Annotated in this window: 14 protein-coding genes; 8 read left to right on the forward strand and 6 right to left on the reverse strand. The window is 73.5% G+C overall.

All coding sequences use genetic code 11. The features are described from left to right. Positions 1-114: 114 nt before the first annotated feature. A complete protein-coding gene (locus AB0953_RS32725) occupies positions 115-693 on the reverse strand; it encodes a CHAP domain-containing protein (RefSeq protein WP_366863214.1) in 579 nt (192 codons plus the stop codon). A 1,427-nt stretch (positions 694-2,120) separates the two neighbouring features. Beyond that, entirely contained in the window at positions 2,121-2,816 is a 696-nt protein-coding gene (locus AB0953_RS32730; RefSeq protein ID WP_366863215.1) for a hemerythrin domain-containing protein, read from the reverse strand. Between the two features lie 508 nt (positions 2,817-3,324). Here AB0953_RS32730 and AB0953_RS32735 point away from each other — a divergent pair. The 7 genes from AB0953_RS32735 to AB0953_RS32765 all read left to right on the forward strand — a co-directional run bounded on the left by AB0953_RS32735 (position 3,325) and on the right by AB0953_RS32765 (position 15,741). Then, positions 3,325-3,801: a hypothetical protein gene (locus AB0953_RS32735; RefSeq protein ID WP_366863216.1), complete on the forward strand. Its 477-nt coding sequence runs from the start codon at positions 3,325-3,327 to the stop codon at positions 3,799-3,801. A gap of 485 nt (positions 3,802-4,286) precedes the next feature. After that, the gene (locus AB0953_RS32740; RefSeq protein WP_366863217.1) at positions 4,287-8,558 is read left to right on the forward strand and encodes a trypsin-like peptidase domain-containing protein; all 4,272 of its coding nucleotides are present in this window, start codon (positions 4,287-4,289) and stop codon (positions 8,556-8,558) included. A gap of 77 nt (positions 8,559-8,635) precedes the next feature. Continuing rightward, positions 8,636-9,007: a CU044_2847 family protein gene (locus AB0953_RS32745; RefSeq protein WP_366863218.1), complete on the forward strand. Its 372-nt coding sequence runs from the start codon at positions 8,636-8,638 to the stop codon at positions 9,005-9,007. A 157-nt stretch (positions 9,008-9,164) separates the two neighbouring features. Continuing rightward, positions 9,165-9,635: a hypothetical protein gene (locus AB0953_RS32750; protein ID WP_366863219.1), complete on the forward strand. Its 471-nt coding sequence runs from the start codon at positions 9,165-9,167 to the stop codon at positions 9,633-9,635. A 2-nt stretch (positions 9,636-9,637) separates the two neighbouring features. Continuing rightward, positions 9,638-13,447: a hypothetical protein gene (locus AB0953_RS32755; RefSeq protein WP_366863220.1), complete on the forward strand. Its 3,810-nt coding sequence runs from the start codon at positions 9,638-9,640 to the stop codon at positions 13,445-13,447. A 28-nt stretch (positions 13,448-13,475) separates the two neighbouring features. Further along, a complete protein-coding gene (locus tag AB0953_RS32760) occupies positions 13,476-14,654 on the forward strand; it encodes a tetratricopeptide repeat protein (protein WP_366863222.1) in 1,179 nt (392 codons plus the stop codon). 103 nt (positions 14,655-14,757) lie between these two features. Beyond that, on the forward strand, positions 14,758-15,741 hold the full coding sequence (locus AB0953_RS32765; protein ID WP_366863223.1) for an IS481 family transposase: 984 nt from the start codon (positions 14,758-14,760) through the stop codon (positions 15,739-15,741). 135 nt (positions 15,742-15,876) lie between these two features. Here the strand turns inward: AB0953_RS32765 and AB0953_RS32770 are convergent, their stop codons facing one another. Further along, positions 15,877-16,326 carry an SRPBCC family protein gene (locus tag AB0953_RS32770; RefSeq protein WP_366863224.1) on the reverse strand — a complete coding sequence of 150 codons (450 nt, stop codon included), beginning with the start codon at positions 16,324-16,326 and terminating at the stop codon, positions 15,877-15,879. Positions 16,327-16,504: 178 nt separating this feature from the next. Next, complete coding sequence (locus AB0953_RS32775) at positions 16,505-16,927, reverse strand: hypothetical protein (RefSeq protein WP_366863225.1); 423 nt, start codon at positions 16,925-16,927, stop codon at positions 16,505-16,507. Positions 16,928-17,206: 279 nt separating this feature from the next. Between AB0953_RS32775 and AB0953_RS32780 the strand changes: the two genes are divergently transcribed. Then, positions 17,207-17,641: a DUF5959 family protein gene (locus tag AB0953_RS32780; RefSeq protein WP_366863226.1), complete on the forward strand. Its 435-nt coding sequence runs from the start codon at positions 17,207-17,209 to the stop codon at positions 17,639-17,641. Between the two features lie 170 nt (positions 17,642-17,811). On the opposite strand, the gene AB0953_RS32785 is transcribed toward AB0953_RS32780, so the two are convergent. Further along, a complete protein-coding gene (locus AB0953_RS32785) occupies positions 17,812-23,925 on the reverse strand; it encodes a hypothetical protein (RefSeq protein ID WP_366863227.1) in 6,114 nt (2,037 codons plus the stop codon). 111 nt (positions 23,926-24,036) lie between these two features. Then, complete coding sequence (locus tag AB0953_RS32790; RefSeq protein ID WP_366863228.1) at positions 24,037-24,252, reverse strand: hypothetical protein; 216 nt, start codon at positions 24,250-24,252, stop codon at positions 24,037-24,039. Positions 24,253-24,453 lie beyond the last annotated feature (201 nt).

The following is a 24,453-nucleotide window of genomic DNA, read 5'->3' on the forward strand; positions in this document are numbered from 1 at the left end:
GCGCTTACCCGTTTCCCCTGTCTTCCTTTTCTGTTTCCCTCCCGCGTCTTGTGGGCGGCGGGTTGTGCGGGGGCCCCGGCCGCGGGGGGGGGGCGCGCCCCCGCCGGCGTGGGGTCAGCGGGCCACCGGGGTGACGTAACCGCTGATCGTCTGGGTGCCGTTGACCTTCGTGCCGACCTTGTAGGACGTCCAGGTGTGGGAGCTCACGCTGCCGGGGATGCCCTGGTTGCCGCCGACCACGGTGATCTTCTGGCCGGAGATGGCCACCACGATGGCCACGTGGTCGTTCTCGTAGCCGTCGGGGCCCAGGTTGTAGAGGATCGCGTCGCCGACCTTCGGGGTGGAGTGCAGGGAGCCGTACTTGGTGAAGCTGGAGGCGAGGTTGTCGAGCTGGTTCATCTTGCCGCCGACGCCGTTCTTCCACCACACCCAGCCGACGAAGTCGGCGCACCAGGCGTGTGCTTCGGTGTGGTGGGGGCCGCAGCTGCCCGTCTGCTTGGTGCCCCGGCCCCAGTAGCTGCCCTTGTTGTTGAGGCCGCAGGGGCCGGCGCCTATCTGCCCCTTGGCGGTGGCTGCGATGTTCGCCCCCAGTGAGGCGGCCTGGGCGCTGCCGACGCCCGTGACCGATAACGCGGTTCCGGCGAGCAGGGTGACTACGGCGCCCCTGGCCGCGAGGGAGGTGAGCTTGCGCATGGCTGACTCCATGGTCGAGAGCCGTGGTTCGCACGGCAGTTCGCTGGGATGGCAGAACTCTCGACGGGGCAGCGGGCCCTGGCCAAGCGAAACCGCTGTCCGGGACTGTCCGACCCTGTCCCGGCCGCTGTCCGTGCAGGTCAGCAGGTGTGTACCGGACGTTCGTCAGCAGTGCGCCGGACGGCCGCCCGGTTGTGTGGTCGCACTGCCGACGCATTCCTCTCCGCCGGCACCCCGCGGAGGAGCCGCCGAGCAGCGGGCTCGTACGGGGGCTCTTTCGAAGGTCCCGACTTCGATGCCGGGAGTCGGCGTCACGACCGGAGCCCGGATTCAGAGCGGTTTGCCCGACCGCCGCCCAATCTCCCGCAAGAGGCCCCCGACCCAACGCAGCCCTGTTTCCCTTGACCAAAGAGATAGGGCGCCCCCCCCGCGGTCCGGGCACGGGGCTCTGGCCGGCGTCTGGCTCAGCGGCCACCGGCCGGGTGACGACCCGAGACCGGGCGGGCGTGTGCAGCAGCCGACCCGAACGACTGCAGCACACGAAGCGCTCGCCGTCCTCGCCGTCATCCTGGCCCAAGACCCATGGCCCCCTCGGAGCGGGGCGCTGCCCGTGGGCCGCCAAGGCGCTCCGAGACGCCATCCGCACGCCTGTGTGAGACCGCGGAAGTCGAGAGGTACGGACCCGGCGCGGGTCGCTCCATCCAACGTGCGGGGGTGGCGCGCCGGACCGGTACGCGGTCGCCGAGGCTGGCCACTCGGCCGGGCTCTTCAGGGCGCCCCGACGGCGGTCCACCGGTCATCGGGTGGCCTAGCGGGTCAACTCCTGGGCAGCACAGCGCCAACCTGCGGCAGTCGGTTCCAGAAAAGCACGAGCAAGGTCATGTGCTTTGGCGCGCCACAGATGGGGCCCGGCGAGCCGAAAGCCCAGGCCCCGCGTAGGCCTCCGGCAATCTGGCAGGTGTGCGGTGTGAGTGGACCTGCTCAAGCGGGCGTCTTCATGGCCTTGGTGCCCTGTGACGCGTCAACCGCGCAGGCAGTGCTCGCCCAAGCCGCCCGGGCCGCGGGAGGGAGCCGTACCGCTCGGGGCCGATACGGCTCCCCGGCCCGGGGAAGGCCACAGCCCCGCCCACCCAGCGGCGCTGCGCTTCCTGTCTACGGCCTGGACACCCTCTGTGCGAGCGGCGCCGGGCAAGCCGGTGAACCAGGCGCCCATTCGGCGGCTTGCTGGACACACCTCCGCCCCGCGAGTGGGGGGAGCGGTGGGCGGTGAGCGCCATGGAAGGCGTCCGGGTCACGGCACCGGAGAGTCTCCGTGGCAGGCTCGAGCTTCACGGGAGTGCTGAGGAGGGTGGTGTAGGCCGGACCTGCTCACCCTGATTCCGCACGCGGGGCGTGGAACGCCGCCCTCCCGCACTTGCGGTCGGGTGCTACGCCTTGGGGGCCACGGCGTTGGTTCGGCGGACGCGGGTGGTCGTGTGCTTGTAGAGGCGGATGCCGAGTGTGCGCCACAGGAGGCGGGCGGGAGCGGGCATGTGCGAGAGGAAGAGCTGCCGTTCCTGTGCGGTCGCGTCCTCGAGGATCGCTCCCAGGAAGATCAGGAGCTTGGGCTTGGGGACGCTGCGGCGTCCGCGTTCGCCGACCTCGGACCACTCCCGGGCGGTGATGTGATCGGCCATCAAGGGCAGGAGGTGTTCTTCCTCGTCGTCCATGTGGGCGACAGCGTGCCGGTCGAGCGCGCGCAGGGCCTCGGCGAGCCGCAGGGCGGTGTCGCGCTCGGGGCGGGTGCGCCAGCGGTGCGACAGGTCAGTGGCCGCGGCGAGCGCGCCGGCAATGGCCTCGTGCTGGTCGGCCATCCGTGAGACGACGCTGACGCCCGGGGTGGCGCGCTCGCGCAGCTTGGGCCACAGCAGGACGTCCTCGCCCTCGTGATGTTCGCCCAGGGCGCCGAGGACCAGGTCGAGGTGATCGGCGAGCACGGTGGTACGCCGCCGGTCGCCCGGGACGGCGGCTTCGACCAGGTCGGCCAGGAGTGGTATCTCGCGGCGGAAGACGCGGTGTAGGACGACCATCTCCTGCGGGTCGAGACGCTCCTCGGCGGTGAACGGACCGGAGGTGGTGGGCATGGGGGCCACTTCTGCGAGGGAACGGGGATCATTCCGGGAACCGCAGCCTAGTGGCCCCTCCTCTGCCGTCGGCAATGAGGTCAAGCCGTTGCACGCCGCCGCGGCCCCGACAGAGCGACCCGCAGCCTCGCTCGCTGGACTCCCCGCTTGCTTCAACGAGCAACGAGCCGGGGAGTCGGGGCCCCGGCACTCCGGTGGCACGGTTCTGGGCAACGAGGCGGTTCTCAGGAGCGGGCGGCCGCCCACGCGGTCCCCCAGCGCCGTTCGAGACACCGAGCGTTGCCTTGCGGTACCGCACGGGTTGCAGGTGGCCCGACCCTACCGTCGAGGGTGGAGCAGCGATGTCCAACCAGGAGCGGACGACGTGGTGACGGGTCCCCCCGTACGTTTCTGCACGAGCACCAGCACCCGTTCGGGACCGGGCGCCGGAACTGAAGGGCTGGCTGGGACTTCCGCTCGGCCGATGAAAACGAGCGGACCCATGGTCGTCGGATGCGAAGGGCACGCAGTGAACGCACGCAATCTGGACACGCGCAGGACGAACAAGCACGGCGCGCAGGGGCGCACGAGGCGCTCTGGCAGCCGCATAGCGCTGGGAGCGGCGGCACTCGCCGCGGCGGCCACCGCCGCTCTGGTCCCCTCGGCTGCCTCCGCCGCCCCGGCGAGTGCTACGGAGGGGGCGTGCACGGAGTGGCGGATCATCCAGGTCGACCACAACGCCGCCGGGGTCAAGTACCGCGAGTGCGACCGGTACAGCGGCGCGAACACGCAGACGAAGGCGCAGCTGTACATCTGGGACAACCGCCACGACGGCAAGGTCGCCCAGGTGTACACGGCCACGGGCTCCAACCTGAACGGCCAGTGGTACCAGTCGTGGGAGAGGTACTACGCCTGGGGCGACGAGAGCCACCACAGCCCGCTCGTGGACACGGGCTGGCACCAGGGCCACGATGTGAAGGTCCTGCTCAAGGCCGTACGCGGCTGAGTGGGGGTGTCGCGGGGCGCGGCCGGTGACGGTGGCTGCGCCTTGCGGCCCGGCCGCGCGCAGCTCCCCGCGAGATCGCCAGCCTGCCCGCCCCGGACCGGCTGTGCCCGGCAGGACAGAACGCGGGCGGCCCGGTCCGGCCCGCCGTCCCCCCAGCGCCCCGCCGTTCTCGGCTCTCGCCTCAAGCAGACAGTGCCGCGTGGGTGGTGCGGTCGAGGTCGTCGAAAGCGGTGTCCGGGTCGGGTCGCGCATGAACCGCGGCGAGCCCGAGGGCGTCCTGCCCGCGCCGCGCAGGGATGGCGGGCCGGCCCCGGCGGCGTCGCGGTTGCCGGGGATCACAGCAGCGCCTACGGCCGCTGGGGGTGGGCGAGCTCCTGGCGGGATCCGGACACCTTCGATTTCCCTCCGGTATGCGGCCGGTACGGCTGTTGTCGGTGACTCCGGTGTGGCGGATGCTGGCCCGAGCCGGAGAATCGGGGGAGTCAATGGCCGCGGTACGCGGGAGCGGGGTGCTCGACGCCTCGCAGGTACGGATCAGGGGCGCTGACGGGGAGGTCGTGGGCGCCGGGTTCCTCGTCGCTCCGGACCTGGTGTGCACCTGCGCCCACGTTGTCGGCCAGGCCCGCGGGCCGGCACATGCGGATGGCCCCGCCGCAGGGTCCGTGGACCTCGACTTCCCGCTGGTCGAGGGCCGGCCGGCGGCCCGGGCGCGCGTGGTGTCCTGGCGCCACGGCGGGCAGGACGTCGCACTGCTGCGGCTGGACGCACCCGTGGCCGGGACGCGCCCGGCACCGCTCGTGGACGGCACCTCGGTCTGGGGCCACACGTTCCGCGCGCTGGGCTACCCGTACGGAGCCGACCACGGCATCTGGGCGTCCGGGGTGCTGCGGGCCGGGCAGGGCTCCGGGTGGGTTCAGATGGAGGTCCGCGGGAGCGGTCCGGCCGTCGTGGGCGGGTTCAGCGGATCACCCGTCTGGGACGACGCCCAGGACGGCGTGGTCGGCATGACGGTCGCCGCACACCAGGGTGACCGCACCGCCTACCTGTTGCCCTCCGCCGATCTGGTCGACGGTCGGACGCTGCGCCCGCGCTGCCCCTTCCAGGGGCTGGCACCCTTCGCCGAGGACGGGGCGGAGTTCTTCCACGGGCGGGACGACGACACCCGGCGGGTCTTCGGGGCGGTGGTGCGCCGCCCGGTGACGCTGGTCGTCGGCCCCTCGGGGTGCGGTAAGTCCTCACTGGTCAGGGCAGGGGTGCTGCCGAAGGCACGGGGCGCGGGGATGGACGTCTCCGAGCTGCGCGCGGTGCCGGGCGTCAGGGCCGCCGCGGTGCTGGCGCGGGCCCTGTCCGACCTGCTGGACCCCGCACCGGGTGAGGTGGAACGGCTCGCCCGGGCCGAGGAGCTGGCCCGGCTGCTGGAGGCGGGCCGTGACGTGCCGGCCGAGCTGCGCGCCCGGCTGCTCGCCCGGCCCGGCGCCGCCCCCGCCGGTCACCTGCTGTTCGTGGACCAGCTGGAGGAGTACGCGGTCGGTGCCCCCGCTGACGCCCGGGAGCTGTTCCGGCTGCTGGCCGCCCTCGCTGGCCGGGAGGGCGGGACGCTTCTGCGGGTGGTGGCCACCGGGCGCCCGGGCTCGCTGGAAGCCCTGGTGACCCCGGAGACCTCCGAACTGGCCGGGGAGGCGGTGGAGTTCCTCGCCGCCCTGGCCGGTGATGCCCTGGAGCGGGCGGTGACCGAGCCGGTCGCCGCCGAGCCCGGGCTGTGGTTCGAGCCGGGGCTGCCGCAGCGGATCGTCGCGGACGCCGGTGACGCGCCGGGCCGGATGACGCTGGTGCAGTTCGCGCTCACCCGGCTGTGGGAACGCCGCAGCCGCTCGATGCTCACCCATGCCGCCTACGACGAACTGGGCGGGGTCGCCGGCGCCCTCGTCGGATACGCCGACGAGAGCCTCGACGCCCTGACGGACCGGGAGCGCCGGTCCGCCCGACGGCTGATGGTCCAACTGGCCCGGCCCGAAGGGGACGGTTTCGTGCGCAGGCCCACCCCGATCGGCGAGCTGCCGCCGGAACTCGCCTCGGCCGCACGGCGACTGGCGCCGGGCAAGCTCGTCGTCCTCTCCCCCGCCCCGGACGGCTCCGGTGAGATCGTCGACCTCGCACACGAGTCCCTCACCCGGCTGTGGCCACAGCTGCGCCAGTGGCTCACCGACACCCGCGAGTTCCGCACCTGGCAGGAACAGCTGCGGACCGATCTGCGGCGCTGGGAGGCCCACGGCCGGGAGGCCGCGCGCCTGCTGGGCGGCACCGATCTGGCCGAGGCCCAGCGCCGCCTCGCCGACCATCCGGACGACACGACCCCCGAGGAAACCGACTACGTCCGGCTGAGCACACGGGCGGCTCGGCGCGGCACCCGGATCCGGCGGACCGCCGTGGCCGCACTCGCCGCGCTGACCGCCCTCGCCCTCGTCCTCGCCCTCCTCGCCCGGCAGGGGTTGCAGCGCACGGAAGAACAACTGCGCGTCCAGGCGGCCGGCCTCCTGGCCCAGGCGGCCGACGACATGCCGGGCGGCGAACCGGCCACCGCGCTGCAACTCGCGCTCGCCGCCCGGAGCACCAAGCGGACCGCCAAGACCGCCGAGGCACTGCTGCGGCAGTACGTGCGCGACACGGACCTCCTGCACGCCTACCCCTCCGTCGCGGAGGGGGACATCAGCGGTATGGACGCCACCCCGGACGGCCGGACCCTGGTGGTCGCCGCCCGGCCTCCCGGGGGCGGCGACCGGTTTGTGTTCACCCTGGTCACCGGCGCGCTCGACGGCCGCATGCGGACCCGCAGGCTGGGCGGCGAGGTCCAGGCCAGGTACGAGAGCGCGCTCAGTCCCGACGGACGTCTCTTCGCGGTGTCCTCCCCGGACTCGATCCGGCTGTGGCGCCTGGACAACCCCGAGCACCCCGAGACGCTCGAGCTGCCCGCACGTGAGCTCCCGCACGGGGCCGGCAGCTCCGTCGACTTCAGCTCGGACAGCCACCGCCTGCTGCGTACCCTCACCGACCACACGATGGAGTGCTACAACGGCACCCAGCCGTGCGTACCGGCCTTCGCCGACGCGTGGGAGGTGCCCTCCGGCCGACGCCTCACCGTAGCCGCTGACCTGCTGCCCCGGACCGGCGTGAGTGCGGTCGCCTTCACCGGTGACGCCGACACGGTGGCCATGGGCTACTCCGACCCCAAGTCCCCGCAGCTGACGGTCAAGGAACTCGCCACCGGCCGGACCCTCTACACCGTGGGCCCCTCCTCCGACGCTGCCGGCGGGACGCCCGAACTCAAGGCGGGCGGCGAGCTCGCCTTCTGGACCGAGGGAGGCCGGGCCTACAGCCGCCCGCTGGGCCGCTCCCCGGGGGCGGTCACCGAACTTCCCGCGCTGGCCTCCCAGCAAGGGGGGACGCGAGCATCAGGAGCGTACGAACAGTTCTCGCCCGGATACAGCTACGAGGCGGACACCGCGGGTGGTTACGCCGACACCGGCCTGCTCGATCTCCGTACGGGACGGTACTTCACCGCCCGCCTCCCCAACGCGGGCGATGCCCCGGGCGCGCGCGGGGTCTTCGCCGTGGCGCCGGGCCCGGGAGGCGGGATCGTGGTGCTGGCCCCCGTCGGGAACTCGCTCATGGTGGTGCGTGCCGGCCCGGCGGGCACCGAGCGGTTCCAGGGTGGGGACACTTCCGACGGGGAGTACGCCCTGTCCCCGGACCGCAGCGCGATCGCGCGCATCAGGCGCGACTCCCTCCAGGTACTGGACGCCTCCCGGACACGCCACCGCTCCGTGGCCCTGGCGTCGGAGAAGGACGGTACCCGGGTCAGCTGGACCGCCGACGGCCGGTGGATCGTGGTCTGGCGGCGGGACGACGGCCTCTTGCGTGCCCACGCCGCGGCGGACCTGGGCCGGAGCGTGGATCTGCCGTGGCTTCTCAAGAAGGACGTCCTCATCGACAGCCTCGTCGGCCTCCAGGGTTCGCAGATCGCGCTCCTCGGGTCGGACGGTACGGTGGCCCGCCTGGACGCGGCGACCGGAGCGGTCCTCACTCCCGCGTTCTCCGCGCAGGAGCACCCCGACGACGTCGAACGCGTGCGGGACGCGTTCGGCCGGGGTCAGATCGTGCCGAGACCCGGCCACCCGGGCCAGGCCGCCGTCGTCAGCCGGGCCGGTACCACGAACGGGGAGATCGGCCTGTGGGACCTGCGCACGCAGAAGCGCTTCGCCGCCCCCCTGCACGGCCTCGCGGTCGGCACCCCGTTCCTGCAGCAGCACTGGCACGGCGACACGCTCGTCTTCAACGCCGACGGGACCCGGCTGGCCGTGAAACAGGGCGACGGCCGGATCCCCGTCTGGGACGTCGACGCCGGAAAGCAGCTGCCCGAGCCCGTCACGGTCCCCACCCTGACCCAGCTGGTCGGCTTCGGCCCGGACGGCACCCTCCTGACCTGGAACGCCAAGACCCTCACCCTCCACGACCCGGCGCGGGGAACCGCTGTCACCGCCGAGGTGAAGCTGGCCTACGACGCCGAGGTCAACACGGCGACGGCCGCAGTGACGTCGGACGGCCGGCTGCTGCTCGAGGACGGGGAGCGGGCCCGCGTGCTGGACCTGCGGCCCGACGTCCAGTTCCGGGCCCTGTGCGCCGCCGCCGCACGCGACTACACCCCGGCCGAGCGGAAACTGCTCCCGGACGGCACCCCGTCGCAGGCACCTTGTGCCTGAGCCGGGCATGCCACGGTTCTGTAACCGATCACCCGAACGGCGGTTCCGTCCGGCCGTCCCCGACGCACCATTCGCCCATGACCAGTACCGAGGACATCAGCGAGCACATCGCCCTGGAGGACGGCTCCACCGTCCGTTTCCTGCTGTCGGGGCCTGCCACGGGGGCGCCGGCACCCGGTGAGGGCCTCGGCCCCGTCGTCCCCGTCGGCAGGCGGGCCGACGCGGTCGCCGCCTTCGCCACCGACGCGCTGCGCTCCACCCTGAAGCCGCTCGGTGTCCTCGTCCGCGAGGTCCACTCCTCGATGACCTCGGTGCCGGTGCCTCCCACCGAGGTCACCGTCACCTTCGGCATCCAGCTCACCCAGGACCTCCAACTGGGCATCGTCAACGGCAACAACCAGGCCCACCTGACCGTCACCGCCAGCTGGACGCCGCCGACGCCCGGCTGACCGTCCGCACAGCCCGCAACTGCCCGGCTTCGACGCGGCGGCCGCGACTGAGCCCGGCGGGAGCGGGGACAGCGCTTGCCGTTCTGGCTAACCTGGGTGCGGTCAAGGGGAGTTCAGCTACCCGGGGGCTGCCCTGCGCATCGAACCAGGAGGACGGATGTTGGCCGAGTCACTGACGGCACTCGCCGGTGCGGGCGCCACCGCGCTGATCGGAGCCATGGCCACCGACGTCTGGCAGGGCGCCCGCGGCGGGGTCGTTCGGCTCTTCGGGCGCGGCGGAGAGGACCGCGGGGAGCTCATCGGGGCGCAGCTCGACGAGGACGCCCTGCTCGTGGGGCGCGCCGAGCCGGCCGGAGCGGACGAGGTCCGGGCGGAGCTGCTCCCCGTATGGCGCCGGCGGCTCCTCCTGCTGCTGGAGGAACACCCCGACAGCGAGGGCGAACTGCGCGAGCTGGTCGCCCGCCTGCAGGGCGGCCTGCCGGACGGGCGGCAGGTGTGGACGCAGTCGAACACGGCACGCGACCACGGCACCCTCTTCGCCGTGCAGGGCGGCAACCTCCACTACCACCAGGCGGCCGAAGGGCAGGTGCCACCGCCCGCCGAGGACGGCGCGGAGGGGGCAGGCTGACCGTGGACCTCCCCGACGAGGTCCACCAGGAGGTCCGCGCCGTCGCCGGCTTCGCCTACGGCGCGGTCGGCGCCGACATCCACGTCTTCGGCGACGGCAGCCCCGTGTACCTGCTCTACGCGCGCGACCCGCACGGCGCCGCCGACACCCTGCGGCGGGACTCGGCCTGGCTGCGCGCCCAGCCCAGCCGCATGCTCGACGCCCGCAGCGAGATCGTGGAGTTCACCGGCCGCGAAGGGGAGTTGGCCCGGCTGCGGGAGTGGCGCGATCAGCCCGACCGGTCGGCCGTACGCTGGCTGCACGGCCCCGGCGGCGCGGGCAAGTCCCGCCTCGCCGCCCGGTTCGCCGCCGAATGCGCCGACGTCGGCTGGCTCGTCGTGAACGCCGTGCACGGCACCGACACCCACCCGCCCGCCGAAGGCAGCCAGGACCTGCGCACCGGCCACCGCACCGGGGTGTTGCTGCTCGTCGACTACGCCGACCGCTGGCCGGACGCCCACCTCAGGTGGCTGTTCCACAACAGGCTGCTCCTCGGCGCACTCCCCGCCCGGGTCCTCCTCATCGCCCGCTCGGTACGGCCCTGGCCCGCCCTGCGCGCGCAGCTGACCCGGCAGCGGCGCGCCACCGACCTCTCCGACCAGCCGCTGGACCCGCTCTCCGGCCGACAGGGCGAACGCAGCCGGATGTTCGAGGCCGCCAGCCGCAGCTTCGCGGCCCACTACCCGGACCCCGCCGCCCTGGAGGGACTGCGCCCGCCGTACGAGGACCTCGCCCGTCCCGACTTCGGGCTGACCCTCGCCGTCCACATGGCCGCACTCGTCGCCGTCGACGCCCGGGCCGGCGGCCGGGAACCTCCCGCCGGCCTCGCCGGGATGACCGCGTACCTGCTCGACCGGGAACACGACAACTGGCGCCGGCCGGGCGCGCACGACGCGGGTGGTCCCGGCGCGGGCACCGAGGACGGCGACCGCCGCGCCCTCGACCTCGCGCGGACCGTCTTCACCGCGGTCCTCACCGGCCCGATGAGCCGCGACGCCGCCCGCCCCCTCCTGGACCGGCTCCTGCTGAGCACCCCGGCCGACCGGGCCCTGACCGCCCACGCCGTCCACTACCCGGCCACCGACCCCGCGGCCGACCACGTGCTCGAGCCGCTGCTTCCCGACCGGCTCGCCGAGGACTACCTCGCCCTCACCCTCCCCGGCAGCCCCGTCACCGCCTACCCGACCGACCTGTGGTCCGTCACCGCGACCACCCGCGTCCTGCGGCGCGAGGCAGGCGCCGCCCCCGCCTGGACGCCCCGCGCCCTCACCTTCCTCGTCGCCGCGGCCGAACGCTGGCCGCACATCGGACCCGCCGTCCTCTTCCCGCTGCTGCGCCGCGACCCCGGACTCGCGGTCCGCGGCGGCAGCTCCGTACTGACCGCGATCGCCATGCTCGACTCGGTGGACACCGACGTCCTGGAAGCCATCGAGCCCCTGCTGCCGCCGGGCGACGTCCGGGTGGAGAGCGGGGCCGGGGAACTGGCCGTACGGCTCACCACCCACCGCCTCGAAGGCGCCGTGGACGGCATGGAACGCGCCCGGCTCCGCTCGCAGCTGGTAGGAGCCCACCTCAAGGCGGGCCGCCGCGGCGAGGCGCTCGCGCACATGGAAGAGGCCGTGCTCCTCACCCGGGAGGCCGCCGAGCAGGATCCGGCGCACCGGTCCGCGTACGCCGCCGCCCTCCTGAACCTCGGCGGCCTCTTCCTGGAGGAGATCTCCGCTGTGCGCAGCGTCGGCCTCCTCCGGGAGGCGATCGGGCTGATGGCGCAGGACGGAGCGGCGCAGGGCGGAGCGGCCCCGCCCGTCCTGGGCGCCCTGGCCCAGGCGCACACCCGGCTGGCCCTGGCGCTCTGGGAGACCGGAGCCGAAGAGCAGGCCCACGCGTCCGTCGCGGAGGCGGAACGGCTCTTCGCACGGGTGCTGGACCACGACCCCTTCCTCTGGTGGTCCATGTCCCCGGACGTGAACCGTCTGGAGATGGTGAACGGCTACCTGCTGGCGATGTCCGGACGCGACGAGGAAGCGGCCGAGGGCGCCGGGGCGGTGGTGGCGTCCGCGCGCCAGATGGCGGACCTCGATCCGGCCCGGTTCGGGGACGACCTGGCCGGCAGCCTGAGCATCCAGAGCCAGCACCTGTGGAACGCCGGGCGGCATGCCGAATCGGTCGGCGCGCTGCTCGAGGCGATCCACCTCTACCGCCAGCTCGCCGAGGCCGCCGCCCACCACCGGGACGTCCTCGCGGCCCGGCTCCACGAGGCGGCCGGCAAGCTCATCGCGCTGGAGCGGCACACCGAGGCCGTCGCCATCGTCGAGGAGATCCTCGCCCTGCACCGGGAGCGCCTCGCCCTCGCCCCGGACGACGCCGTGGCCGCCGCGGCCGAACGCGGCGCCATCGGCCGTGCGCTGCTCTACCTGCGGGAGCGGCGCGGCGCCGACCGGCTGCCCTGGGGCACGCCGGCGGAGATCGACGGGGCGGCCGAGCAGCTGGTACGGGACGCCGACCGGGCGGGGCTGTGGGACCTCATGCGCAGGGTCCCCGTCACCGACGCCATCCGGATCGCCCACCGCCACGCGCCCGAACACTGGGCCCCGCCCGAGGACGGTCCCGGCCGGCACCTGGCCGCCCGGCTGACCTCGCGCCGCCACCGGCCCAAGGCCGCCGAGCGCACCGCCCGGGCCGCGGCCGCGCGGGCGGTGTGGCACCTGCCGCACCGGGACGGCCCCGCGGCACCGGACCGGGTCTCCTTCGCCCCCGGGGCGACCGCCATGACCTGGGAGACGTACCGGCCGCCCGGCAAGCGCCGCCCCCACGGCGAGCACGCCACCCGCATCGACGTGTACGACCTCGCCTCCCGCTCGCGGCTCTGGTCGGCCGACCACCTCAGGGTCGGCACCGACGCCGTCACCTGCCTCGGGCCGGAGGCGGTCCTCGCGCTGCGCACGGACCTGTGGCTCGCTCCCGAACTCGTCCTGTACCGGCCGGGCGGGATGGAGCACCTGGCGGGCGGCCCGGACCTCGTGGGCGCACGGACCTTCGCCACCGCCCGCGGGTTCGTCGTCCTGCTGTGGAGCGAACCCGTGGCCCTGGTCGGTGCCGTGGGCCGCCGGCTGAAGCGGATCGACCTGCGCGACCTGGGTCTGGAGCGCTGCACCGTCCATGCCGTCGACCCGTCCGGACAGCGGCTCCTGCTGGCCGACGGCCGCCACCTGGTCCTCACCGACGCGGGTCTGGAGCCGCTGTCCGCCGAGGGCCGGCGCAGTGCGCCGGACCAGCACGGCACGCTGGAGGCCGCCGCCTTCCTCTCACCCGACGAGTTCGTGACCGCGGCCTCCACCGGCGGGGTCTACCTGTTCCAGCAGGAGTCCGAAGAGACCATGCTGACTGCCTGGAACGCTCCCGGACCCCGTCTGGAGCACCTCTTCGCGATCCCGGGCTGGCGTGTGGTCGGCGGCCGCGCCGAGGGCGGGGGGACGACGTACTTCCACGACGCGGTGGCGCTCGGCCCCGTGCCGCAGCCGCGTCCGCTCGCTGCCCCGCCCCGCCGCGGCGCCCCGCCCCTCCTGACCGCCCCGCCCGGCGGCCGTCACGTGGTCCACGGCTCCACCGTGCACGACCTGGGCGACCCGCTCTCCTTCGCCGGACGACCGCTCGCCTCGCTCACCGCGGCAGACCGGGCGGCCCTGGGCGCGTGGCTCGACGGCGGGCGGGCACCGAACGCCGCGACCGGGGAACTGCTGGAGCTCGTACGGGACCTCGCGTCCCCGTGGTGACCGCCGACGAACGAGGAGAGTGACCGCGATGTTCCGCAGGAAACGCGCCAAGGACACCCCGGCGAGCCAGGGGAAACCACAGAACCCGCAGAACCCGCCGCCGGAGCCCGGGACCCCGCCGGATCCGCTCGACCTGCGGCTGGCGGATCCCGGCGACGCACCGATGAGCCTCGGCGCGGACACCACCCTGCGGATGCGCGACGCACTGCAGGAGGCGGAGCGCCGGCTGGGCCCGGCTCACGAGGAGGTCCTGCGGCTGCGCCACAACTACGCCTTCATCCTGTGCGCGTGGTCGGCCGCAGCGCCGCCGGGAGACACGTACATGCTGGACCGGGCGATTCCGCTGCTCCTGGAGAACCTGGGCCACCAGTCGGCGAGCCTGGGCCCGTACGCCCGGGACACCCTGACCACCCTGGAGGGGATCGGATCCGCACACCTGTCGGCGGGCCGCCCCGCCGAGGCGGTCCCCTACCTGGAACGGGCCCTGAAGGGCGACGAGCTCAGCCCCGACCGCGACGAGGAGCGGACCCTCACCTGGCGCGAGAAGCTGTCGGACGCCTACGCCGCCGCGGGCCTCACCGACCGGGCGATCGCCGTGCTGGAGGAGACCGTGGCCGGCAGCAGGCGCCTGCTGCCGGCGGGCGGGGAGAAGCTGGAGGCCCGCAAGCAGAAGCTGTTCACGGCCTACCACGGGGCGGGCAGGCTGCCCGAGGCCACGACGCTGTGCCGGGAGATCATCGCGGACAAGGAGCGGTTCTACGGCCCCGACCACCTCAGCACCTACATCTGGGTGGACAACCTGGCGCACCTCCTCCACGACGCCGGGGACCTCGACGCGGCCATCACCTGCTACGAGCGGGTCGTCCAGGGCTTCGAACACATCCTCGGCCCCCACAACGAGAAGATCGCCTACCGCTACCACAACCTGGCGATCGCCCACCTCGACGCCGGCCGCCCGGACCGGGCCCTGCCGTACTCGCGGGCAGCCCTCGCGGCGCGCGAGCACAGCCTCGGCCCGGACGACGAGCGGACCCTAGACGCCCTGGTCTCCCTCATCTCCGCCTACGACCAGGCCGGACGGCTCGAGGAAGCCGTCTCGGCGACCGAACGGCTCATCGGTGCACTGGAACGCGTCGGCGGCCCCAACCACCCCAAGCTCCCGGAGGTGCGCACCTACCTCGACCAGCTGATGCGAACCCTCCCCTAGGTGTATTGACCCGCAGCGTTGTTAACGCTGGTCAGGTCTTGATCATGACGAAGACCTCCGGTGTGGTGGAGGTGTCTAAGCTGCACCGCACACGGAGGTCTTCGTGTCCCACCGTAATGCCCGCCTGACTGTTCACGGCAGGCGGATCCTGGTCGAGCGTGTTCTCGCCGGGCGTCCGGTCGCTCATGTGGCTGCCGAAATGGGCATATCCCGCCCGACTGCCCACAAGTGGATGCGCCGCTGGCGGGCCGAGGGCGAGGCCGGGCTGGCCGACCGGCCCAGCAGGCCCCGAACGACACCGCACCGCACCCCGGTCACGGCCGAGGCCCGGGTCTGCCGCCTGCGGATCGACCGCAAGCTCGGACCTGCCCGCATCGGCCCGGTCCTCGGCCTGCCCGCCTCGACGGTCCACCGGATCCTGGTCCGCCACGGCATCAACCGCCTGGCCTTCCTCGACCGGCCCACCGGCCGGGTCATCCGCCGCTACGAACGGGCCCGGCCGGGCGAGCTGGTCCACGTCGACATCAAGAAGCTCGGCAACATCCCCCAGGGCGGCGGCCACCGGGTCATGGACCGCCGTCAGGCCATGGACAACAAGATCGCCACCACCGCCCGGCGCAAGAGCTCCAAACCCGTGATCGGCTACTCCTTCATCCACTCCGCCGTCGACGACCACTCCCGCCTGGCCTACAGCGAAGTCCTCCCCGACGAACGCAAGGAGACCGCCGCCGGCTTCTGGACCCGGGCGAACGCGTTCTTCGCCGCCCACGGCATCACCGTCGAGCGCGTCCTGACCGACAACGGCTCCTGCTACAAGTCCAAGCTGTTCGCCCAGACCCTGGCCGCGGCCGGCATCACCCACAAGAAGACCCGGCCCTACCGGCCACAGACCAACGGCAAGGTCGAACGCTTCAACCGCACCCTGCTCGACGAGTGGGCCTACCAGCGGCCCTACACCTCCAACGACGAGCGGACAGCCGCCCTGGCAGACTTCCTCCACACCTACAACCACCACCGCTGCCACACCGCACTCGGCGGACACCCGCCCATCACCCGTGTGAACAACGCTGCGGGTCAATACACCTAGGCCTCACCCACGCGTCTGCAGCACCTGTCCCCGCCAGAACGACCCGTCCGACCGCAACCCAACGGGCGGTAGCGCGGGAGAGGGGGCGTGTCCCTGCGGTTCCCGGCTCGGCACCGGGCCGGCCGCTCTTCCCGATCAGCGTCGTTGGGCCTTCCTGAGCAGCCGGGTCGCCGCGCGGCCGAACACGAGGCGGGCCGTCCGGTTCAGGACACCGTCGAAGAGGCGGGGCAGGAAGCGGATGCGGAGTTCCTCCCGCCACACCACGCGGCTGCCGCCCCCCGGCCCTGGCCGGACCTCGATCTCCGCCCAGCCCAGGACGACCCGGCCGCGCTTCTCCAACCGACACAGGCCAGGCTCGTCGCCCACCGGCGGCCGCCAGACCGTCACCTCCATGACGTCGTCGACGGTCACCGGTCCGACGCCCGACCGGGCCACGAAACGCGTTCCCTCGTGGGTCGGCGGCGCGGTGAGCACCACGATCCTGGTCAGCGGGACCACATCGGCGTGGCGGGGCCATGCCGTCAGCCTGCGCCACGCCTCCGCAGGGGCGAGCGGGGGCGTGCGTTCAAGGGAAAAGGTGGGCACGGAACGATCGTAGGGAATCGGCGCCGTCCACTGCGTAACGACGGGAAGCGAGGCGATCCCGGCCAGTCCGACCCGGTCTCACCCTTGCTCGAGGTGCTGCAGCCCGAGAGAGCCGGCGCGTCGGCCGCACGCGGGAGCAGCTCCGGAATCGGCCGCCGGCTCTGGTCACGAGAGCGATTCAGCCTGCCTGACAGTTCATCGTGCTGTCGCCGACGCCATCGACGCGCGGACCCCAGGACCAGTTGTCGCTGAGGTCGTGGGGCCGGATGTGGCGGTAGACGCAGCCGCCCGAGCGGGGCCAGTCGATCGCGTAGACGCTGTGGGGCGACTCGGAAAGGAAAGACGCGGCCTTGTCGTGAAGGAAGTCCGGGACATCGGTGTACCCGGTGCCCGAGTAGCACCAGCTCTGACCGTGCCTGCCGGGCTCGGTCCAGAAGCAGACCCTCCCTTCGATGAACAACGGGTGGGCATGCGAGGCGACGGTGTCTGCGGCGGCAGCCGCCGAGGGCGAGGGCAGAAGCGTCGGAGCGAGAGCTGCGACGAAAGCAGCGGTGTGGAGAGCGGCCCTGCGGATCCGGGCGCCTCGAAGTGTGTTGATCACCAGTGCATCCTTGCGACCAGGGGGTCCGGTCCGCCAGCGCCGGCGCCATGGTTCCCTCCATCGGGTAAATGGCGCTCCCTCAGGGCTGGTCACCCCCGGGACCTCGGCATGGCCGGTGCAGGTGCCGGTCCCGCCGCCGCAGACCACCGGCGACTGGGGCGGACAGCGGGACGGGCCTTGTCGGTGCCACCTGTAAGGATGCCGCTGCCAGGATCGTGAAGGGGCGAGTGGCCCGCACCAGTCCGGGACAGCCGGTCGCAGGAGGAGGAAGGGGCAGGGATGGGGCAACTCGACGTCGTGAGGTTCGCGGACCGGGCGCGACGCGTAACGGTGGTGCTGGAGGACGCGGCGGGCGGCGGACGCCACGAGGGCTGGCATGAGGCCGAAATCGTGATCGAGACCGGTTTCGTCGACGCGCGCCTGCCCCTGCACTTCAGCGACGCTGACCTCGCGGACCTCACCGCCTTCCTCGAAGCCCGCGCCGCCGCCGAGGAGGACGGCGCCCTGCCGGACGGGTCGGCCACCGACTGGCCCGCGACCGGCCGCAGCGCCTACCTGCGGCTGCACGCCGCCGACCCGTTCGTGGTGGAGGTCCGCGACCCGGTGCAGAGCGGGGTGACGGTGCACGTGCCGCTCGATATGCGCGACGGGTGGGCCGCCCGCGCCGCCTCCCGACTCGGCCGTCTGCGTGCCGCGCTCGCCGAGGGCGGCTGAGGCGGTCCACGACCGCCACTGGGCCGCCTGGGGTGCGGGGCGGCCCAGGCGGGCGGAGCGAAGGCAGCGCGCACCCCTGCGACAGGCTTTCAGGACTCCTTCACGGCCGCCGGTGGCCCGTCCCCTCGCCCCCACCGAGCGAACGGTGGGGGCGAGGTCGTGCGACGGTGTCAGTTGAGCAGCGCCACGCACTCCCGGAGCAGCGGTTCCAGGCGCAGCAGGTGGTTCTCCTCCCGGTCAAGGACCTGGAGGGCATCGAGGCAGGTGACGACCCAGCGGGCCTCGTCCTCGTCCTCGATCCGGAACGCCACGGCGGTCACCGCGCTCTCCACGTCGAACGGGGTCTCCTTGAACTCCTCGGCGAGGGCCCGGTAGCCGGTCGCGAGCAAAGGGTCCGCGAACACCCCGGTCGCTTCGGCGAAGGACCGGGCGGCGGCCCGGTCCCAGCGCAGGCCGGCCAGGCGGTGCAGGGCCGCGTCGGGGTCGCCGAGTTCGCCGTGGAGACGGTGCGCCCTGTCGACCAGGACCGGCCAGCCTCCGGTGAGCTCGTGGAGTCGGTCCAGGCGGTCCTCCGTGTGGAACTCCTCGACGCGCTGGGCCCAGCCGCGCAGGCTGCGGCGGTCGTGCCGACGCAGCACGACGGGAGCGGCCGAGGTGGGTTCGGTGCCCGTCAGCAGGGGGCGCCACAGTCCCAGCTGGGTGGGGTCGGTCACGACGACCACGGCGCGCGTCACGCCGGGTGTGGTGGGCAGCATCGCCTCGGCCTGGTCGACGGCCTGCCGGGGGGCCTCGGGGCGGGCGTCCGGGTAGCGGGCGAAGTCGCTGATGACGACCCGCCGCTCCCGGGGGCGGCCGCCCGTCAGCTCCTGCTTGTAGACGCTGGGCTTGCCGACGGCCGGCAGGGTCCAGTCGGCGATGCGTCCGGCGATCGCACGGAGGGTGTCGCCGACGTCTCCGACTCCGGTCGCGGCGGTGCCGAGCACGACCCTCGTCTGGTTCGACCGCTCCCCCAGGAGGTCGTCGAGCTGGGTGATGGTGAGCGGCGCCGGTCGGCCGTCGGGCAGCTCGGGGCGGCCCTCCTGGACGATGCTCTCCTGGAGCTCGCAGTCCTGCTCGGCCCTGAGCAGACGGGCGTCCACCTCATGGGAGGTGCCGATCATGCGCAGGGCGTTCGGGCCCCGCAGGTGCCAGCCCTGACCGTCGTGGTTGGGAGCGAGGACGCCGAGGCCCACCATTTCGGAGAGGTAGGCGCGGAAGCCCTCGGTGTCGAGCTGCTCGAAGCCCTTGCGCCAGAACGTCTCGCACTCCTCGCGCAGCTCGGCGTCGCTCAGCCGTACCTCCAGGCCCCGGTGGCGGGCGTGGTAGGCCAGGACGTTGGCGATCACGTCGTAGCGGTGGTCGAGGCTCAGGGTGTCCTTGAAAGCAGCCGAGATGCTGTCCCGCAGGCCGGTGTCCGACTCCACGACCTCGATGTCGCCGATCTCCACCGCGTACGGAGGTCCTTCGGCTCCGCGTCGCATGCGCTTGCGGTGCATGACCTCCACCAGCCGGTGGCCGAACATCTGGAGCAGGAACGGCTGGTAGGAACAGTAGCCGAGCACGCGGTTGACGAGGTCCATGTCCTGGAACTCGAAGCCGAGCGCCCGCATCGGGTCGACCAGCAGTTCGGCGGCGGACTGGGGCGCGAGCGGGCCGATCACCTTCGGGGTCTGGGCGAGATGGCTGAACGGCCCGTTGCTGGCGAGCTTCGTGAAACGCTGCACGGAGTGCAGGCCGGCGAAGACGACCTTGGCGCGGTCCTTGGTGTCGGTTCCGAGGCCCTTGAGTTTCTTGGTCTGGTCGAAGCGGGGGGCGTCGGCCTCGAAGAACTGGTCGCACTCGTCGAGCAGGATCAGCAGACGGCGGCGGGAGTCGCCGTCGAGCCAGGCGCCGATGCCGGCGCGCACCCGTTCGGACATGTCCTTGACGGGCTTGCGGCCCTGCTGCCCGCCCAGGACCTCGGCCTTCCTCAGCTCCCGGTCGAGGACGCTCCACAGCGCCTCGAGCCCCAGGGAGCTGCCCTTGCCGATGTTCTCCTGGTCGAGGTTCACGTACACCGCCAGTTGGTAGCCGGGGCGCTGCGCTTCGAACCGCTCCCCCGCGTCGCTGAGGAGGGCGGACTTGCCGAGCCCGCGGCCGCCGAAGATGACCTGCGTGCCAAGCGGGTCCAGGACGCTCTTGCGTTCGGCGTCGCGGCCGTAGAACATCTCGCCGCCGATCCGGCCGCGCTTCTCCCTGATGTAGGGGTTGACGCCGGAGAACGGCAGCAGGGTCTGCGTGGCGGTGCTGACCTGGCGGTTGCCGCGCGCCGCGAGGTAGGCCAGGGCGGCGTCGTCCACGACCAGCATCGGCTGGAGCCGGCCGGAGCCGGCGGCGAGTTCGACGCGGGCCCCGCGGCTCAGCGTGCCGAAGTAGGCGACGAGGAGGCTCGTACCGCTCGTGTCGCTCTCCGCCAGGCTCATGACGACCTTGGCGGGCGGGCGGCCCCAGACCAGCAGCACCCGGAGGGTGCCCCCCTGCTCGCGGATCTGCGAGCCGAACGCGGGCGCCTTCGCCCTGCCGTTGATCTCCACTTCCGTCGCCTCGAACAGACGGTACTCGCGCCGGCGGTGGGACCTCTCGTCCAGCGGCTTGGCGCTCTTGGCGTCGTAGCCGAGGAGCTTCAGGGCCGGGAGCAGCTGCCTCCGGGCGGAGACCTCCAGCCGGTCCTTCGGCTCGGTGGCGCCCAGTGCCCGCCACTCCTCAAGGGCATCCGCCGCCAGGGCCGCCTCGTCGGTGGAGAGGGCGCTGTAGTCCAGGACGGGGATGTCGGGGTGCGTACCGCCGGACCGGATGAGGTCGGTGAGGGCCTGGTCGATGCCCTTGGGCAGGCCGTCGGGCACGGCCGGGAAGAAGTCGGTCAGGTGGGACTCGCCGGCGTCGATCTCCGGGACTTCCTCGCCGATCTCCAGGAAGTAGACGAGGTCCGCTGCCGTGGCCAGGCCCCCGGTGTCCAGGTGTCTGAGGACCTGTGCGCGCAGCTCCTCGCTGGGGTCCAGGGCGTCGAGGCGGGCGCGGATCCGATCGGCGGCCTGCTTCCGGTAGTCGGGCAGTGCGTCCCGTACGGTGTCGAGGGCGCGCCGTACGTCCACGAGGTCGTAGGTGTCGGAGTCGTCGAGGCGCCGGACGGCGTCGGCGAGGAGCTCCTGGAGGCTCAGGTCCTGGTCGTCGGTGACGGCGCCGTCGGCCTGGGCGCGGTGCAGTTCGGCGACGAGCTCCCGGTGCTTCTCACGCAGCTCCGCGCGCCGGGCTGCCGCTCGGGCGTCGATTTCGGCCACCGTGGGCAAGGGGAGCGCCCCGGGCTGCGGCCCGGGAAGCAGTCCCCGTCCCGCCAACTCGACGAGCGTCCGCGCCGCGGCGAAGGCGTCGTGGGCGAGCCGCTCGGCGAAGGCGTCCTGCCAGCTCCGGTCGACCGCCGTGAGCAGTCGGGGGAGCGGCGGGCGTTCGTCGATGCGGTCGCACACTTTGAGCAGTTCCACGTCCAGTACAAGCTCCGGGCCCACCGGGCTCTCGGCAGGTGCGGCCGCGGTCTTGCCGGCCAGCAGATCGAACAGCTCTTCTATCGACGCGTGGGCCGCCCAGGCGGTCGCGCCGTTGACGGCATCGGAGCTTTGGGCCAGGTGCAGCAGTTCGCCCAGTGCCGCATCCCGGCCGTCCAGCAGGGAGCGGCGCAGGGAGGAGATCTCCTTGACCGCCCTGTTGCCGTCGCTGCGGTCACCCCGGCGGATGGTGTCGACCACCAGGCACCACTCCTTCGCCAGGGCGGCGACCCGCTCCACGAGGTGCACCAGGTCCTGCCGTCCGGAGCCCTGGAGGGGCTTGCCGCTGGGCGAGCGGTGTTTGCGGTCCATACGGTCGATCTCGTGGTTGATGTCGGGCAGCTTCGACAGGCGCTCGGCCTGCTCGCGGACCCGCGCCGCCCCGTCGCGGTCGTCGGCGGCGACCGTCCTCAGCATGGATCCGAGGAGCCCGTCGTCGGCCAGCCACCGCTTGGCGATCTCCGTCGCGCGTGCGAAGCGGAGCCGCGGCGGCAAGAGGTGGGTGCGGCACTGCTCCAGCAGCTCCCGCAGCCGGGCCTCCGCCCCGGAGACGTCGGCGCTGACCACCAGCGGCGAGGCCGTCATGAGGGCTCCGCTGAGGGCGCGGTCGGCGACGGCGGTCGCGGCCTCCGCAAGCCTTTCCGGCAGCCGGGGCACCAGGGCCTTCAGCTGGGCGCCTGCCAGATGGTCTCCGGTGATCAGCGCCGTGCGCAGCAAGGCGGGCAGGAGGACGAGCTCGCTGCCTTCCGCGTCCCGGCCGGCGTACCCGCCGTACTGCTGGAGCAGGTCGGCGGTCAGCCGGGCGCCCTGGCTGTCACCGGGCGTCAGGAGCCCGGCGGCGCCGGCCAGGCGGAGCGCCACGACCTGGGGCTCGGGGTGGCCGGCCGCGTTCGCCACATGGTGGGCCAGTCCGAAACGTCGTTCCACCACCAGGTGCGTCAGGACGCTGGCCGCCTCGTTGCCGTTCGCCTCGCCGGCGGCGGGGGCGGGGGCGGGGGCCTGTGGGGCCGGCTCGGCCGACGGGGCCTCCCCGTCGTGCGGCGCGGGTGCGGCGGGCACGGGCGTTGCCTCCGGGGCCGCGGTGGGTGCCGTCGACTCGTGGGCGGCCGGCGCGACCGGCGTGGGGTCGGTGCCGGCCGGGTCATCCTCCGGCTTCTCGACGGGCGCTTCGCATGCGTGGACGGCGCTGGGCCGGCGCCCCTCGGAGGCGCGGTCTGTCGGCGCCTCGGCCGGGCGCTCGTCCGTCGGCTCGGCGACCGGCTCGGCAGGGTCGGCCGTCGTGTCGGCAGCGGGGGGCTCGTCGTCCGCCCCGGCGGCGCCTTCGGCGGTGTCCGCCGTCGGCTGTCCCGTCGTCTCCGGCGGCTCTGCGGCCGTCTCCGGCCGGGCCAGGACCAGGTGGTCGGCGACGAGCACCGCCATGGCACAGCCGGGCAGCACCTGCACCACGTGGTCCTGCAGGGCCAGGATCTCCGCCGCCTCGTACGCCTGCCGCCCCCGGCGGAGCAGCCCTGCGAGGTCGGCGAGGGCGGCGGCCTCCTGCCGCTGCGGCTGTTCCCACACCGCTGCGTCGAGCAGGCGGCGCGTCTCGGCACGCACGGTCTCGGCGGCGAGGGCGGCGGGAGCGCTGTCCGGCAGGGCGGCGACGCCGAGCAGCTCCCGCAGCGCCTCCCGCGCTTCGCGGTCGCGTTCGCGTGCCGTCCGGTGCTCGCGTGCGGCTCGCGCCATGTCCTCCAGACGACGGGGCACCCCGGTGATCCCCGCTGCCCGGAACACCGCGTCGGCGCTGTCGAAGGCGGCGCCGACCGCGCCCAGCGCGGCGAGGTCCTCCTCGTGCGGAGGGCGGCCGTCCGCCACCGCACCGGTCGCGTTCTCCGCGGCCTGCCGGGCCCTCACGAGGGCCGACTCCACCTCTTGGCAGGCCGCCTCCGGGGCCGGCCCCTGCGCGCCGCCGGCCTGCGCGTCCCCGGCCTCGTCGCCCGCGGCCGCGGGCACATCGCGGGGGGCGTCGGGCTCCGGCACGGCCGACATGACACTCTCGGAGTCACCTGCGGACGACCGCTCAAAGCCCTCCCACAGGCGCTCCAGGTCCGGGTACGCCGCCCGGATGGACCGGGCCGCGTCGGCCGCGGCGGCCAGGCGTACCGCCTGCTCCTCGTCGGCCGTCTCCATGAACCAGTCCTGGTCGGCGGCCCAGGCGAGGACGTGCGCATGGAAGACGGAGGCGTTGCACCAGGCGAACACGGTGGTCCGGATCAGCGTCGCGCCCCATCGCGAGACGGGATCGGACACGGTCTTGCCGTTGCCGCCGTCCTGTGCGAAGACGGCCTCGCCGACCTGGTTCATCACAGTGGCCGTGAGGTCCCTGATGCCGCAGCGGCACTTGTGCGCGTCGCGCCGCAGCCGGGAGAGGACGTCCTGACACAGCGCCCTGCCCGCGCGTCGCGGGGCCGCCATGCGGATGCCCAGGTTGCCCAGCAGCCCCTGCCGGTGTGTCGGCGGAAGGGAGTTGAAGGCGAGTTCCACCACGTCGGCCGTGAGCTCGTTCACGGCGGCGCCGACCGGATCTTCCAGGGCGTTGAGCGCGGAGGCCAGTCCCTGCAGGGCCTCGGCTGAGACGGTGGGCGGGGACAGCGGCGGCCCCGTTATGACGTGGTAGCGGTCGTGCATGTACGCCTGCTCCGTTTCTGCGGCTGGTGGTGTGGGTGCGGGATCGGCTCACGCGGCTCCGAGCCGAAGGAGAGGGGGGTGGCGGGGTGGGTGGGGGCATGGGTGCGCGGCTCAGCGGCCGCGCATGTGCTCGGTGACGAAGGTGTAGCCGTAGGGCAGTTCCCAGCCGTCCGCCTTGCCGAGCCTGCGGCAGTGGTCGCGGAAGGCCGCCCGCTGCGCCGCGCTGGGCGAGCAGCCCGACCGCAGGCGCCGCAGGTGGCCGGCGACGAGCTGGAGGGGGAGCTGCCCGGCGCCGTCCGGTTCCGTGTCGCCCCAAGGGCGTATCACCCGGCGCCGCACCGGGCGGTAGGCGATGAGCGGGATGGCGGGCTGCCCCTCGCGGGCCGGGTAGTGCGGCTGGCCCCAGGCGTCCCGGCTGCCGCAGGCGGACTCCAGGCGGCGCTCCGCCAGGAGTTCGGCGACCGCCGCCTCCAGCGCCTGTGCCTGCTGCCGGGCGGGCGGGCGCCCGTAGGCTGCGCTCGGCAGGAC

It is taken from the genome of Streptomyces sp. NPDC046866 (assembly GCF_040704625.1).
Taxonomy (GTDB): domain Bacteria; phylum Actinomycetota; class Actinomycetes; order Streptomycetales; family Streptomycetaceae; genus Streptomyces.